The organism is Paracoccus stylophorae (assembly GCF_028553765.1).
Classification (GTDB): domain Bacteria; phylum Pseudomonadota; class Alphaproteobacteria; order Rhodobacterales; family Rhodobacteraceae; genus Paracoccus; species Paracoccus stylophorae.
The window spans coordinates 3,530,141-3,544,480 of sequence record NZ_CP067134.1 but is presented as its reverse complement, the minus strand read 5'-3'; the positions used below and the strand labels follow the sequence as shown (position 1 = coordinate 3,544,480).

General features: G+C 67.4%; 12 protein-coding genes. 7 read left to right on the top strand and 5 right to left on the bottom strand.

The annotated features are described in order from the left end of the window. The first annotated feature begins 66 nt into the window (after positions 1-66). Positions 67-690, top strand: a complete 624-nt coding sequence (locus JHW45_RS17490; protein WP_272858862.1) for an enoyl-CoA hydratase/isomerase family protein — start codon at positions 67-69, stop codon at positions 688-690. Here the strand turns inward: JHW45_RS17490 and JHW45_RS17485 are convergent. The 4 genes from JHW45_RS17485 to JHW45_RS17470 form a co-directional block, all read right to left on the bottom strand. Next, positions 681-1,022, bottom strand: a complete 342-nt coding sequence (locus tag JHW45_RS17485) for a DUF2853 family protein (protein WP_272858861.1) — start codon at positions 1,020-1,022, stop codon at positions 681-683. The genes JHW45_RS17490 and JHW45_RS17485 overlap by 10 nt on opposite strands. A gap of 90 nt (positions 1,023-1,112) precedes the next feature. After that, on the bottom strand, positions 1,113-2,402 hold the full coding sequence (locus JHW45_RS17480) for a TRAP transporter large permease (protein WP_272858860.1): 1,290 nt from the start codon (positions 2,400-2,402) through the stop codon (positions 1,113-1,115). Continuing rightward, a complete protein-coding gene (locus tag JHW45_RS17475) occupies positions 2,395-2,889 on the bottom strand; it encodes a TRAP transporter small permease (RefSeq protein WP_272858859.1) in 495 nt (164 codons plus the stop codon). The genes JHW45_RS17480 and JHW45_RS17475 overlap by 8 nt, the downstream gene beginning before the upstream one ends. A gap of 7 nt (positions 2,890-2,896) precedes the next feature. Beyond that, positions 2,897-3,865 carry a TRAP transporter substrate-binding protein gene (locus JHW45_RS17470; protein WP_272858858.1) on the bottom strand — a complete coding sequence of 323 codons (969 nt, stop codon included), beginning with the start codon at positions 3,863-3,865 and terminating at the stop codon, positions 2,897-2,899. A 277-nt stretch (positions 3,866-4,142) separates the two neighbouring features. Here JHW45_RS17470 and JHW45_RS17465 point away from each other — a divergent pair, with 277 nt between their 5' ends. From JHW45_RS17465 to JHW45_RS17455, 3 genes are read left to right on the top strand one after another with little or no spacing between them, the layout of a single operon-like run. After that, positions 4,143-4,901, top strand: coding sequence for an amino acid ABC transporter substrate-binding protein (locus tag JHW45_RS17465; RefSeq protein ID WP_272858857.1), 759 nt, complete (start codon positions 4,143-4,145; stop codon positions 4,899-4,901). After that, on the top strand, positions 4,901-5,575 hold the full coding sequence (locus JHW45_RS17460) for an amino acid ABC transporter permease (protein WP_272858856.1): 675 nt from the start codon (positions 4,901-4,903) through the stop codon (positions 5,573-5,575). Before JHW45_RS17465 ends, JHW45_RS17460 begins: the two co-directional genes overlap by 1 nt. Continuing rightward, positions 5,572-6,312 (top strand): amino acid ABC transporter ATP-binding protein, encoded by a 741-nt coding sequence (locus JHW45_RS17455; protein ID WP_272858855.1) that lies wholly within the window; start codon positions 5,572-5,574, stop codon positions 6,310-6,312. Before JHW45_RS17460 ends, JHW45_RS17455 begins: the two co-directional genes overlap by 4 nt. Here JHW45_RS17455 and JHW45_RS17450 read toward each other — a convergent pair whose 3' ends face one another. Next, positions 6,313-6,741, bottom strand: coding sequence for a hypothetical protein (locus JHW45_RS17450; protein WP_272858854.1), 429 nt, complete (start codon positions 6,739-6,741; stop codon positions 6,313-6,315). 156 nt (positions 6,742-6,897) lie between these two features. Here JHW45_RS17450 and JHW45_RS17445 point away from each other — a divergent pair, with 156 nt between their 5' ends. The 3 genes from JHW45_RS17445 (at position 6,898) to JHW45_RS17435 (ending at position 14,289) form a co-directional block, all read left to right on the top strand. Next, positions 6,898-7,824 (top strand): glucokinase, encoded by a 927-nt coding sequence (locus JHW45_RS17445; protein ID WP_272858853.1) that lies wholly within the window; start codon positions 6,898-6,900, stop codon positions 7,822-7,824. 118 nt (positions 7,825-7,942) lie between these two features. Then, positions 7,943-9,805 carry an autotransporter assembly complex protein TamA gene (locus JHW45_RS17440; RefSeq protein WP_272858852.1) on the top strand — a complete coding sequence of 621 codons (1,863 nt, stop codon included), beginning with the start codon at positions 7,943-7,945 and terminating at the stop codon, positions 9,803-9,805. After that, positions 9,805-14,289 carry a translocation/assembly module TamB domain-containing protein gene (locus JHW45_RS17435; RefSeq protein WP_272858851.1) on the top strand — a complete coding sequence of 1,495 codons (4,485 nt, stop codon included), beginning with the start codon at positions 9,805-9,807 and terminating at the stop codon, positions 14,287-14,289. Before JHW45_RS17440 ends, JHW45_RS17435 begins: the two co-directional genes overlap by 1 nt. The last annotated feature ends 51 nt before the right edge of the window (positions 14,290-14,340 follow it).

The window sequence follows — 14,340 nt, the reverse complement described above, 5'->3', positions numbered from 1 at the left end:
TTCGCAATGCCGGGAAAATCGCTCAATATCTGACACAGCGGCGGGGCAAGGGAAAGGGAACATTCCGTGATCCGAACCGAATGGCGCGGCGGGCTGGCCCTGCTGACGATCGACCGGCCAGACAAGGCCAATTCGCTGACCGGGGCGATGCTGCGCGACCTGACGGCGGCGCTGGACGAGACAGCCGCGCGCGACGATTGCGGGGCGCTGATCCTGACCGCCACCGGCAAGGTGTTTTCCGCCGGCGCCGATCTGGCCGAGGCGAAGGCGGGGCTGACCGCCTCGCCCGACTGGGAACGGCTGTCGGGGCGGATGGCGACGATGCCGTGCCTGACGATCGCGGCGCTGAACGGGACGCTGGCGGGCGGCGCGTTCGGCGTGGCGCTGGCCTGCGATCTGCGGATCGCGGTGCCCGAGGCCAGGTTTTTCTATCCGGTGATGAAGCTGGGATTCCTGCCGCAACCCTCCGACCCGCGCCGGCTGACCGGGCTGGTCGGGCCGTCGCGTGCCCGGATGATCCTGATGGCCGGCGCCCGGATCGACGCGGCCGAGGCGCTGTCATGGGGCCTGATCGACCGGATCGCGCCCGCCGCCGATCTGATCCCGCAGGCCGAGGCGCTGGCGGCCGATTGCCTCGCCGCCGATCCCGGTCACGTGATGGCGATCAAGGCGATGGTCGGTCAGCGATAGACCGCCTCTTTGCCGAAATGGCGGCACAGAAGATAATAGACGACGGCGCGATACTTGTTGCGGTTCGACCTTCCATAGGCGTCGATCACCGTGTCGATCCCCGCCATCAGGTCGGGCCCGTCGGGCAGCCCCAGCTTCTTCATCAGATAGCTGGTCTTGATCCGTTCCAGCTCGGCCCGATCGCTTGCGGCGACGGTCGAGGCGTCGTCGCTGTAGATCGACGGCCCGCAGCCGATGGTGACCCTGGTCAGCAGGTCCATGTCCGGCGTCTGGCCCAGCTTGTCGCGGATATCCTCGGCATATCGGTCGATCAATTCGTCGCGCTTGCCCATGTCGTCATGTCCCCCTGCCGCATTGCCGTCGTTGCCGAAACCATGCTGGCCCGGCGGGGCTGAATCAAGTCCGCAGATTTGCCGGGGCGCTCATCCGCCGAACCCGCTGATCGCGGGCAGCCAGGTGGACAGGGCGGGAACCAGGGTCAGGATCAGCAGGACCGCCAGCGCGGCCAGAAAGAACGGCGGCAATTCGCGGATCAGCGCGGACGGGCGCTGCCCCGTGGCCGAGGCCACGACAAAGATCAGCCCGCCCACCGGCGGCGTCATCAGCCCGAAGGTCAGGTTGACGATCACCACGATGGCGAAATGATCCGGCGCGATCCCCAGCCCGTGCGCGATGGGCGCCAGGATCGGCACCAGGATCATCACGCCGGGCAGCGGGTCCATGAACATCCCGAACACCAGCAGCAGCAGGTTCACCATCAGCAGGAAGGCGATGGGCGACAGGTTCAGGGCGATCACCGCGTCGGCCATGGTCTGGGGCACACCCTCGATGATCAGGACCCATGCGAAAGCCCGCGCCCCGGCCAGGATCATCAGCACCGCCACCGACATGATGCCCGCGCGCCAGAACGCCCCCCACAGATCGCGCAGGGTAAAGCCGCGATAGATCACCGCGCTGACGACGATGGCGTAGCCGACCGCGATCACCGATGCCTCGGTCGGGGTGAACACGCCGCCGCGGATGCCGCCCACGATCAGCACCACCAGCGCCAGCGCGGGCAGCGCCGCGACCGTGTTGCGGATCATCCGGCGCAGCGGCGGGCGCGGCTCGGCGCTGCGATAGCCGCGTTTGCGGCTGATCCACCAGTTGACGGCGGCCATCACCGCCGAGATCAGCAGCCCCGGCAGGATGCCGGCCATGAACAGCGACCCCACCGACACGTTGCGATCCTGCAAGGCATAGATGATCATGGTGATCGAGGGCGGGATGATCGGCCCCACCACCGAGGTGGCGATGGTCAGCGCCCCGGCATAGGCGCGCCCGTAGCCCGCCTTGTCCATCATCCGCACCATCATCGCGCCGGGACCTGCGGCATCGGCCAGCGCGGACCCCGAAATCCCCGCGAACAGGGTCGAGGTCAGCACGTTGGCATATCCCAGCCCGCCGCGCAGATGCCCCACGAATTGCGAGGCAAAGCGCAGCAGCATGGCGGAAATCGCGCCGGTGGACATGATTTCGGCCGCGAGGATGAAGAACGGCACCGCCAGCAGCGGAAAACTGTCCAGCCCGGTGAACATCTCCTTGACGACCACGACCAGCGGGTATCGGCCGGTGATCCCCACCGCCGCAAACGCCGCCAGCGCCAGCGCGAAGGCGACCGGCACGCCCACCGCCATCAGGATCAGGAAGGCCGCGATCAGGATTTCAACCACGCGCGGCCTCGTCCGAGGGCTGGAAGCCGGCGCGCAGATAGCGCGGCGCGATCAGCGCCAGATGCGCGATCATCAGCGCGAAACCGGCGGGCATGGCCGCATAGACCCACCGCATCGGCAGCCGCAGCGCCGCCGATTTCTGCACCGCCATCCGGTTCATGTAGTCGATGCCGACCCACACCATGAACGCGAAGAACCCAAACAGCGTCAGCAGGATCAGCCAGCGCAGCGCGCGCTGCGCCGGGCCGGGCAGCGCCTCTTGCGCGTTGGCGATGGCGACATGGGCGCCCTCGCGCAGGGCAAGACCGCTGCCCAGGAATGTCAGCCAGATCATCGCATAGCGCGCGACCTCGTCGGCCCAGGGCAGCGAGCCCGCCCACAGATAGCGGGCGGCGACGTTCCAGCCGACCACCACCGCCATCAGGGCAAGCCCGGCGATGACGGCGGCGCCGTTCAGCACGACGAAGGCGCGTTCGATCCGGCGCATCCTGCCCCTATTCGGCGGCCTGGATACGGTCCATCAGGTCCTTGCCGAACTGCGCCTCGTAATCCTTGTAAGGCTCGGACAGCGCATCGCGGAACGCGGCTTTCTGTTCAGGCGACAATTCGTTGACCTCCATCCCCTGTTCCTTCAGCGCGGCGACGCCCGATGCCTCGACCTCGTCCACATAGCCGCGCATGGCGGCGACGGCATCGGCGGCGGCCTGATCGAACGCGGCCTTCTGGTCTTCGTCCAGACCGTCCCACAGCGCGGGCGCGATCAGGATCACCGCCGGCGAATAGACATGGCCGTCCAGCGTCAGATAATCCTGCACCTCGCTCAGCTTGGCCGAGACGATCACCGACAGCGGGTTTTCCTGCCCGTCGATGGCGCCCTGCTGCAACGCGCCGATCACCTCGGGCCATGCCATCGGCGTGGGTGCCGCGCCAAGCGCCTTGAACGCCTGGATGTGGACCGGATTTTCCATCGTGCGGATCTTCAGCCCTTCGGTGTCGGCGGGCGTCTGGATGGCGCCGCGATTATTGGTGATGTGGCGGAACCCCTGCTCGCCCCAGGCCAGCGCGTGCAGACCCGCATCGTCGAATTTCGCCAGCATGTCCTGTCCGATCTCGCCGTCCAGCACCTTGCGGGCGTGGTCCAGATCGCGAAACAGGAAGGGCACGTCGAAGACCCCCGATTCCGGCACGAAATTGGACAGCGTGCCGGTCGAGACGATGGTCATTTCCACGGTGCCAAGCTGCACCCCCTCGACCACCTCGCGTTCGCCGCCAAGCCCGGATGAGGGGAAATGGCGGAACGTGAACTGGTCGCCCAGGCTTTCGGTCAGCGATTCCTCGAACGCCTTGGCGGCGACGCCGTAATGGCTGTCTTCGGCCAGCGCATAGCCGATCTTGATTTCCTGCGCCCCGGCCGGGGCGATGGCGGCCGCACCGATCAGCGCGGCGGCGTAGAACTGTTTCATCACGAACTCTCCCGTTTTTCCGGGCAGAGTTTGCGCGACCCGCAGCGGATGTGCAATCGCCCGCCGCCGCGCCCGTCTGCGCCGGACCGGCTGCGACAGGCCGCGGCGCGGGCCGGGGAACAAAGTTCCGCGTCGCGGGTTGGCCGCAGGAAGCAGTCCCTGACCGCCCCGCGCGCCCCGCGACGCTGTCCTTATTTCGCGCCGCCGGACGCGGGCCGGTTGCCCCGCTGCGGCCGGATGCGCATCTAGGCCGTGTTGAATTCAAGGAGTTTTTCCGATGCGCAAGACGATCCTGACGGCCATCCTTGCCGTGACGACTGCCCTGCCCGCCGCCGCCGAGACGATCCGTGTCGGCATGTCGGGCAGCTATTTCCCGTTCACCTTCACCCGCGCCGACGAGTTGCAGGGTTTCGAGGTCGATCTGATGAACGCCATCGGCGAGGAAACCGGCGACGACATCGAGTTTGTGACGATGTCCTTCTCCGGGCTGATCGGGGCGCTGGAATCGAACCGCATCGACACCATCGCCAACCAGATCACCATCACCCCCGAACGCGAGGAAAAGTTCGTTTTCACCCAGCCCTATGTCTATGACGGCGCGCAGGTGGTGGTGAAGGCCGGCAACGAGGATGAGATCACCGGCCCCGAAAGCCTGAAGGGCCGCACGGTCGCGGTCAATCTGGGTTCCAACTTCGAGGAGTTGCTGCGCGATCTGCCCTATGCCGACCAGATCGACATCCGCACCTATGACAGCAACATCGAACAGGACACGGCGTTGGGCCGCGTCGATGCCTTCGTGATGGACCGGGTGTCATCGGCGCAGGTGATCAAGGAAAGCCCGCTGCCGCTGGCCCTGGCCGGCCAGCCTTTCGACGAGATCCGCAACGCCCTGCCGTTCCGCGACGACGAGGCGGGTCGGGCGATGCGCGACCGGGTCGATGCGGCGATCACGACGCTGAAGGAAAACGGAACCCTGGCCGAGATTTCGCAGAAATGGCTGGATTCCGACGTGACCGTTCCGGCTGACGCCGAGTAATGCGGCCACTGGACATCGCCTATATGTGGGATCTGGCGCCGGTCATTGCCGGCTATGTCCCGCTGACCCTGTTCATGGCGATCATCGCCATGATCGCCGCGCTGGCCCTGGCCGCAATCCTTGCCATCGTGCGGGTTCTGCGGCTGCCGGTGCTGGACCGGGTCGTGGCGGTGTTCATCAGCTTTTTTCGGGGCACGCCGCTGCTGGTGCAGCTGTTCCTGTTCTATTACGGCCTGCCCCAGATGCTGACCTTCATGACCAGCATCAACGGCGTCACCGCCGCGATCTTCGGGCTGACGCTGCATTTCTCGGCCTATATGGCCGAAAGCATCCGCGGCGCGATCTTGGGCGTGGATCGCAGCCAGTGGGAGGCGGCGCAGTCCATCGGCATGACGCAGGGTCAGCTTCTGCGGCGGATCGTGCTGCCGCAGGCCGCCCGCGTCGCCGCGCCCACGCTGATGAACTATTTCATCGACATGATCAAAAGCACCTCGCTGGCCTTCACCCTGGGCGTGACCGAGATGATGGGCGCGGCGCAGAAAGAGGCCGCGGGCAGTTTCCTGTACCTCGAGGCGTTTCTGGTCGTCGCCCTGTTCTACTGGGGCATCGTCGAATTGCTGTCGGTCGGCCAGCGCCGGATGGAGACGCATCTGGGAAAGGCGGTGGCGCGATGAGTTGCGAGATCGAGGTGGACGGGCTGATCAAGCGTTTCGGCACCAACACCGTCCTGAACGGCATCGACCTGTGCCTGAAACCGGGCGAGCGGGTGGCCATCATCGGCCCCTCGGGCACCGGCAAATCCACGTTGCTGCGCTGCCTGAACTGGCTGGACCGGCCCGATGAGGGGCGGATCGTGATCGGCGATCTGCAGGTGGACGCCGCGAAGGCCGGCAAGTCCCAGATCCTCGCGCTGCGCCGGCGCACGGGCTTCGTGTTCCAGAACTATGCGCTGTTTGCCAACAAGACCGCGCGCGAGAACATCATGGAGGGGCTGACCACGGTTCGCGGCTGGCCGAAGGACAAGGCGCTGGCGCGCGCGGACAAGATCCTGTCGCAGATCGGGCTGGGCGATCGCGGCGACAGCTATCCTTCGGGCATGTCGGGCGGTCAGCAGCAGCGCGTCGGCATCGGGCGCGCCATGGCGCTGGATGCCGATCTGATGCTGTTCGACGAGCCGACCAGCGCGCTGGACCCCGAATGGGTGGGCGAGGTTCTGGACCTGATCCGGGCCATCGCGGACGGGCGCCAGACGATGCTGATCGTCACCCACGAGATGCAGTTCGCGCGCGAGATCGCGGACCGCATCGTCTTCATGGAAGGCGGGCGGATCGTGGAACAGGGGCCGCCCGACCAGATCTTCGGCAACCCGCAGGACGACCGGACGCGCAGCTTCCTGCGCCGCGTCGGCTGATCACTTCAGCCCGGCCGTCCGGTAGTAGACCTCGACGTCCTTTTCCGGATCATACCCGATGCCCGAGGCGATGATGCAGCTTGTGCGATCCTCGCGCGGGGCCACCAGCGTCCAGGTGCCCAACCGATCCGACCCCCAAAGCTGGGTCCCCTCGTGCGAGGCATCGACCGGCTTTTCGGCGAAATCGTGGTGCAGCGTCTGGTGAATCTCGGGATCGTCGGCGCAATAGGGCTGATCGCCGACCGCCATGTCCGATGTGGGCATGTCCTGCGCGCGGTCCAGAAGATCGGGAACGGCAATGCCGGACATGGCCGACCAGCCCTGAACCGGCTGATCGGCGCGCGAGGCGGCCAGTGCGGGCATGGCCGTCAGCAGCGCGACGCTGCCGGCCATACTCAGGCGGGCGATGCGGTGTGCGGTGCGGGTCATGGTTTCGGCCTTTCGGATGTGTCGTTCGTCGGTCTGGCAACGCCAAGCCGCCCCGGCGGGTTCCGGGCGTGCCCGAACCGTGCCGCCCGCGCCCTATCGAATCGCGCGCCGATCTGGCGTAAGCAGACCGGCAGGCGATGACGGCGAGGATACAGGATGGCGATGCTTCTGGGGGATGTCGGCGGCACCAATGCGCGGCTGGCGATTGCGCGCGACCATGTCATCGACGGCCAGTCCGTCACCCGTTTCCGGGGCGACGATTTCGCCGGCTTCGACGATGTCGTGCGGCGCTTTCTGCAGGAACAGGACCAGCCGCATATCGAGTCGGTCTGCATCGCGGTCGCCGGCCCGGTCAGCGGCGGCAAGGCGCGGCTGACCAATCGCGACTGGGATTTCGATCAGGATCGGCTGGCGCGGCTGACCGATGCGGACCGGGTCCTGCTGATCAACGATCTGACCGCCTTGGGCCATGCGATTCCGTCGTTGCGGGAAGACGGGGTGGCGGTCCTGCGCACGGCACCCGCAGACCGCGCGCGCAACGATCAGGCATTGGTCGTGGGTCTGGGCACCGGCTTCAATGTCTGCGCCGTGCGCATGTCGGCGGGCGGTGGCGTCACGGCGATGGAGGCCGAGGAAGGCCACACGAACCTGCCCGCCAATATCCATCTGCGTCTGGCCGATCTTCTGGGCGCGCAGACGGCGCGGCAGTTCGCCTCGACCGAAGAGACCTTCGCCGGGCGCGGCCTGTCGCGGCTGCATGCCGCGCGCACCGCCAGCGATCCGATCCGCGCCGAGGACATCGCGCGCGCCGCAAGGGCGGGCGATCCGGCGGCGGTGGCGACCTATGGCCTGTTTGCGGAACTGGTCGGGCTGATGTGTCGCGAACTGGCGCTGCATTTCATGCCGCTGGAGGGGCTGTATCTTGCCGGCGGCGTCGGGCGCAGCATCGCCGACCGGATGCAGGACTTTCAGCGCGGCTTTCTGGCCCAGCCGTTCATGCGCCACATTCCTGAAAACACGCCGATCTTTCTGATCCGCGACGATATGGCCGCGCTGCACGGGTGCCTGAAGGCGCTGACCTGAACGCCACACCGGGCGCGAAAACCTTGCGCGGCAGGCGGGGTTTCCGCCATGAAGTGCTGGATTCGCGGGCCTCTTCCTGTTCATAATGCGGCAAAGCACGAATGGCAGGGCAGGAACGATGCGGGCATATCTGCGGGTGGGGTTGATCGTGACCACCGCGTTGGGCTTCGGTGGCATGGCGGTGGGGCAATCCTCGTCGCCGTTCTCGGGGCTGTTCGGCGGCGGCAGCAAGACCGAGGGTCCGGTCGATCTGGATTTCCGCATCGCCGGCGACGACGACGCGCTTGAACGGGTGATCCGTAACACCTCGCTGATTTCCGGCGCGCTTCAGGAAGGGCGGACGACCGGGCAGGACGTTCTGGCCGCCGCGCGCGCCGATTATGCCCGGATTCTGGGCGCGCTTTACGATCAGGGCCATTATTCGGCGCAAATCTATATCACGCTGGACGGGGTCGAGGCTGCGGGCATCGCGCCGCTGGACGCGCCCGAGATCGTCAGGTCCGTGGTGGTGACGGTCCAGCCGGGGCCGACATTCAGGTTCTCGCGCGCCGCGATCGCGCCGGTGGCGCCCGCAAGCGAGATTCCCGACGAATACGCACAGGGCGAAACCGCCGGAACCGGCACGATCAAGGCCGCGGCGCTGGCAGGCGTGGATGGCTGGCGCAATTACGGTCACGCCAAGGCGGATGTCGCCGGCCAGCAGATCACCGCCGATCACCCCAGTGAAACCGTCGACAGCCAGATCGCGCTGGCCCCCGGCCCGACCGTGACCTTCGGCAGGCTGAACATCTCGGGATACGAGCGGATGGACCCGCGCCGCCTGCGCAAGATCGCGGGTTTCCCCGAAGGCGAGCGGTTCGACCCCGAGGAACTGGAAACCGTCCGCAAGCGCCTGCGCCGCGCCGGCGTGTTTTCGGCGGTGACGCTGGACGAGGCCGCCGATCTGGGTCCGGGCAACACCATGGATGTCGATCTGACGGTCGTGGAACAAAAGCCGCGCAGGATCGGCGCGGGGTTCGAGATTTCCAGCACCGACGGGGCGCAGGTCTCGGCCTACTGGATGCATCGCAACCTTCTGGGCGGCGCCGAACGGCTGCGGATCGACGGCACCGTGTCCGATATCGAATCCGACATCAGCGGGCGCGACGAAAGGCTGACCGTGCGGATCGACCGCCCGGCCACGGTCACACCCGACACCACCGCCTATATCGAAACCCGGATCGCGCGCGAGCGTGAAGAGGATTACGATTCCGATTCGGCCAGCGCCGCATTGGGGTTCAACCATATCTTCAGCGACGAACTGACCGCCGATCTGGCGATCCAGTATTTCTATGCGCGGGTGCGCGACAACGGCGACACCACCCGGTTCAAGGCGCTGGCCTTTCCGATGGACGTGATCTGGGACCGGCGCGACGAGGCGACCGACGCCAAGCGCGGCTTTTACCTGTCCGGCGAGGCGACGCCGTTCAAGGGATTCGACGAGACCGGCAGCGGCGCGCGGCTTCTGGGCGAGGGGCGCAGCTATTATTCCTTCGGCGAGGAGGACCGGTTCACGCTGGCCGGCAGGGCGCGTTTCGGCACCATTCTGGGCAGCGAGATCCAGGAGACTCCGCGCGAATACCTGTTCTATTCGGGCGGCGGCGGCACCGTGCGCGGCCAGGCCTATCAATCGCTTGGCGTCTACGAGATCGCCGGAGACGACGGCCCGATCAAGACCGGCGGCATGAGCGTGGCGAATGCCAGCGCCGAGATCCGGTTCCAGGTGCGCGAACGCATCGGGCTGGTCGTGTTCGCAGATTACGGCCGCGTCTGGGCCGAGGATGCGTGGTCGGGCAGCAGCCGCTGGCACGCCGGCGCGGGGGCGGGCGTGCGCTATGCGACCCCGATCGGCCCGTTGCGGTTCGATATCGGCGCGCCGGTCGGCGACGGCGACACCGATGACGGGGTTCAACTGTATCTGGGATTGGGGCAGGCATTCTGATGCGCAGATTCATCACGATCTTTTTCGCGCTGATGCTGCCGCTGGTGGTGTTCGCGCAAAGCGCCAGCGAAATCTCGGAACAGGAAAGCGACGACCGCGGTTTTCTGACCCGGCTTCTGGAAAAGAACCTGTCGGGCAGCGGCCGGCGCGTCGTCATCGACGGGTTCGAGGGCGCGCTGTCGTCGCGCGCGACGTTCGAGCGGATCACCATCGCGGATGCCGAGGGCGTCTGGCTGACCCTGACCGATGGCGCGATCCAGTGGAACCGGGCCGCGCTGCTGCGCGGGCGGGTGGACATCGCGGAAATGTCGGCGGCCGAAATCCAGATGCCGCGCCTGCCGTCCGCGGGCGACGATCAGCGCCCGCAGGCCGAGGCGCGCGAATTCGCGCTGCCCGAACTGCCGGTCTCGTTGCAGATCCAGGACATCGCCATCAGCCGTGTCGAACTGGGCGAGCCGGTGATCGGGGTCGCGGCCGCCATCTCGGTCAATGGCAGCATGAGCCTTGCGGGCGGAGAGGGCGAGGCGCAACTGACCATCGACCGGCTTGACGGTCCGCGCGGCGAATTCGTGCTGGATGCGGGCTATTCCAACGACACCCGCATCCTGCGCGTCAATCTGGAACTGGACGAGGATGCCGACGGTCTGCTGGTCAACCTGGTGAACCTGTATGACAAGCCCTCCATCGAGGCCCAGATCACCGGCGAAGGCGCGCTGGAGGATTTTACCGCCGATATCCGCCTTGCCACCGACGGCCAGCCGCGGGTGACGGGTCAGGCCGGCGCGAACGCCGCGCCGGGCCCGGACGGCACCCCCGGCACCGCGTTCCGGCTGACCCTGGGCGGCGATGTCGCGTCGCTGGTTCCGCCCGCCGACCGCACCTTTTTCGGCGAAAGCACCCAGCTTGTCGCGCAAGGCTGGCGCGGCGAGGATGGCCGGCTGACCATCCCGGAACTGAAGATCGAGACCGAGGCGCTGACGGTGTCGGGATCGCTGGCCACGAACGCGCAATCGGCGCCGCAAAGCGCCGATCTGGACATTCTTCTGGGCCGCGATGCCGGTGCCGCGCAGATCCCCGTCGCCCTGCCCGGCGGCAATGGGCAGGTCACGGTGGAATCGGGCAAGCTTGACCTGCATTACGACGCCGCGCAGGGCGAGGGCTGGACCCTGACCGGCCGGGTGGGGCAGTTGCGGCAGGATCAGGTCACCATCGGCGCGCTGACGCTGGACGGGTCGGGCCAGGTGGTGCTGGACGGCAGCGCGCTGTCGGCCGTGACCGGCGGCATCGAGTTCGGCGCCCGTCAGCTTGAATTTCAGGATGCGGGCGTGGCGCAGGCGGTCGGGACGGACGTGACCGGGCAGGCGCGGTTCGAATTCACCCCCGGACAGGCGTTCGAGGTGTCGCAGCTGACCGTCACGGGTTCGGATTACGGGTTGTCGGGGTTCTTCCTGCTGTCGGGCCTGTCGGGGGGCTTTCTTCTGTCCACCGATATCGACGCCCGCTATGACGATCTGTCCCGGCTGTCGATGCTGGCCGGGCGCGACGTGACGGGCAGCGCGGATGCATCGGTGACCGGCTATTACCGGGTTCTGAACCGCAGCTTCGATCTGGACGCGCAGATCACCGGCACCGACATCTCGCTGGATCAGCCGCAGCTTGACCGTCTGCTGGCCGGGGATTCGACCATCGGCCTGCTGGTGCGGCGCGACGAGACCGGGATCGAACTGGACAGTCTGTCGGTCGACGCGCAGGGGCTGACCGCCGAGGCGCAGGGATATCTGAACAGCCTGTCAAGCGACGTGACCGCGCAGATCAGCATGCCGTCGCTGGAGGCCGCCGATCCGAACTATGCCGGCTCGCTTGAGGCCGAGGCCAAGCTGAACGGTGCGGCGGGCCAACGAAGGCTCAGCGTCAGCGGAGAGGCGAACGATCTGAAGATCGGCATCGAGGCGCTGGACAACGCCTTGCAGGGCCGCACCAATCTGGCAATCGTGGCCGGCGAGACCGAAAATGACGGCTTTCAGGTCGAGACGTTCCAGCTGGCCAACCCGCAGCTGAGCGCCGAGGGGCAGGGCAGTTTCGCGCCCGGCGCACTGGATGCGACGGCGCAGTTCCGCATCGTCGATCTGGGCGCGATCCGGCCCGACTGGTCGGGGACGTTCCAGGCCCAGGCGCAGCTGAGCGAACAGGACGGCACGCGCAGGGTGGACCTGACCGGCACCGGCCAGGATCTGAGCCTTGGGCAGCAGAATGTCGATGGCGCGCTGACCGGCACCACGCGCCTGACGGTGCAGGCCGAGGAAAAGGACGGCGTGATCACGCTGCGCGATGTCGATCTGACCAACGATCAGCTGACCGCGACCGCGCAGGGCACCTATGGCGAGGGCGTGACCGACATCGCCGCCAGCATCGAGGCGCGGTCGCTGGCCTTCATGGGGCAGGGATGGCGCGGCGCGCTGGACGTGGACGGCAGCTTTCGCGAGGCGGGCGACGGCGTGCGGCGGCTGGAGCTGGCCGGCACCGGGCGCGACCTGGCCTTCGGGCAGGCCCAGCTTGACGGCGCGCTGGCCGGCGAAACCCGGCTGCAGGTGACCGGCACCGAACGCGACGGCGTGTTCACCATCGACCGGGCGCAGGTCGAAAATCCGCGCCTGAACGCGTCCGCGGCCGGCACTGTCGGCGGCGGCCAGACCGATGTCAGCGCGACCCTGAACGCGGGCGATCTGCGGTTTCTGGGCAACGGCATCAGCGGTGCGCTGTCGGCGGATGCGCGGGTGGTGGAACAGGGCGATCTGCGCCGGATCACCGCCACCGGCACCGCCAGCGGCCTGTCGGTGGGTCAGCCACGGGTCGATCCGCTGCTGCGCGGGCAGACCAGCTTCGATCTGGCCGCGACGCAATCGCCGCAGGGGCTGTCGTTCCAGCGCGTCGATCTGAGCAACCCGCAACTGCGGATCGACGCCAGCGGCGACACCGCCAGCGGGCTGGACGTCGATGCCCGGGTGAACGATCTGGCGGTGGTCCAGCCCCGCCTGCCCGGTCCGGTCCGCGTCAACGGGGTGGTGCGCGAACGCGGCGCGAATTTCGTCGTGGATCTGGCGGCGACCGCGCCTGCCGGCACAGATCTGCGCGTGACCGGAACCGCCGCGCGCGATTTCTCGACCACGGATCTGTCGATCTCGGGCACCTCGGATGCGTCCATCGCCAACGGCTTTCTCAGAACGCGCAGCATCGAGGGGCCGCTGCGGCTGGATCTGACGCTGAACGGGCCGCCGGGATTGCAGGCGCTTGGGGGCACGTTGCGCTTGCAGGGCGGCGAACTGGCCGAGCCGGGTCTGGGGCTGCGGCTGGAACAGATGGACGTCACCGCAGGCTTCCGGAACGGCCGGATCGACGTGGACGCCGCCGCGAATGTCGCGGCCGGCGGGCGCATCACCCTGAACGGGCCGGTCGATCTGACGGCGGGGACCGTCGATCTGGACGTTCGGCTTGACCGCGTGATCGCGCGCGACCCGAACCTGTATCAGACCGAGATCAACGGGCAGGTCAGCTTTGCCGGACGCCTGGCCGCAGGCCCGGTCATCTCGGGGCGGATCGAACTGGGCGAGACCGAGATCCGCATCCCCTCGACCGGCCTGGGCGGGGCAAAGGCGATCCCCGACATCAACCACGTGGGCGACCGCCGGCCGGTGCGGGCCACGCGCGCCAAGGCGGGGCTGGAACCCTATCCCAGCGAAGCATCGCGGGATGCCGAGATGGGCGGGCCGGCCTCGACCCCGCCGGCCAATCCGCCGCGGCTGGATCTGGTCATCAGCGCGCCGAACCGGGTGTTCATCCGCGGCCGTGGCGTCGATGCCGAGATGGGGGGCGATCTGGTGGTCCGGGGCACACCCCGCAACGTCGTTCCCATCGGCCATCTGGAACTGATCCGGGGGCGCGTCGATCTGTTGGGCAAGCGGTTCGACCTGACCGAAGGGCTGGTCGAATTGCAGGGCAGCCTGATCCCCGTCATCCGGCTGGTCGCCGAGACCAGCCAGGACGGCGTGACCACCCGCATCATCATCGACGGCGAGGCGCGCGATCCCGATATCAGGTTTGAAGCCTCACCCGAAATGCCCGAGGAAGAGGTTCTGTCGCAACTGCTGTTCGGTCGCGGGCTGGACAGCATCAGCCCGCTTCAGGCCGCGCAGCTGGCCAATGCGCTGGCCGTTCTGGCCGGACGGGGCGGCGAGGGGATCGTGGGCAGGCTGCGCGATCAGGTGGGGCTGGACGATCTGGACCTGCAGACCGACGACGAGGGCAATGTGCAGGTCCGCGCCGGCAAATATCTCAGCGAGAATCTGTATACCGATATCTCGGTCGGCGATAACGGGCAAAGCACGATCAACCTCAACCTCGATATTTCCGAACATCTGCGGGCGCGCGGGTCCGCCGGCAGCGATGGCAACAACACCATCGGCATCTATTTCGAGCGCGATTATTAAGCGTCGCCCCCGGTCCGGTCGCGGGTTCGGCCTGCGGGCGGGGCGGGTGCT

Coding starts and splice junctions, on each gene's coding strand:
- JHW45_RS17485 (WP_272858861.1), bottom strand. CDS start 1,022: ATGGGCAAGCGCGACGAATTGATCGACCGATATGCCGAGGATATCCGC.
- JHW45_RS17475 (WP_272858859.1), bottom strand. CDS start 2,889: ATGCGCCGGATCGAACGCGCCTTCGTCGTGCTGAACGGCGCCGCCGTC.
- JHW45_RS17470 (WP_272858858.1), bottom strand. CDS start 3,865: ATGAAACAGTTCTACGCCGCCGCGCTGATCGGTGCGGCCGCCATCGCC.
- JHW45_RS17465 (WP_272858857.1), top strand. CDS start 4,143: ATGCGCAAGACGATCCTGACGGCCATCCTTGCCGTGACGACTGCCCTG.
- JHW45_RS17460 (WP_272858856.1), top strand. CDS start 4,901: ATGCGGCCACTGGACATCGCCTATATGTGGGATCTGGCGCCGGTCATT.
- JHW45_RS17455 (WP_272858855.1), top strand. CDS start 5,572: ATGAGTTGCGAGATCGAGGTGGACGGGCTGATCAAGCGTTTCGGCACC.
- JHW45_RS17450 (WP_272858854.1), bottom strand. CDS start 6,741: ATGACCCGCACCGCACACCGCATCGCCCGCCTGAGTATGGCCGGCAGC.
- JHW45_RS17445 (WP_272858853.1), top strand. CDS start 6,898: ATGGCGATGCTTCTGGGGGATGTCGGCGGCACCAATGCGCGGCTGGCG.
- JHW45_RS17440 (WP_272858852.1), top strand. CDS start 7,943: ATGCGGGCATATCTGCGGGTGGGGTTGATCGTGACCACCGCGTTGGGC.
- JHW45_RS17435 (WP_272858851.1), top strand. CDS start 9,805: ATGCGCAGATTCATCACGATCTTTTTCGCGCTGATGCTGCCGCTGGTG.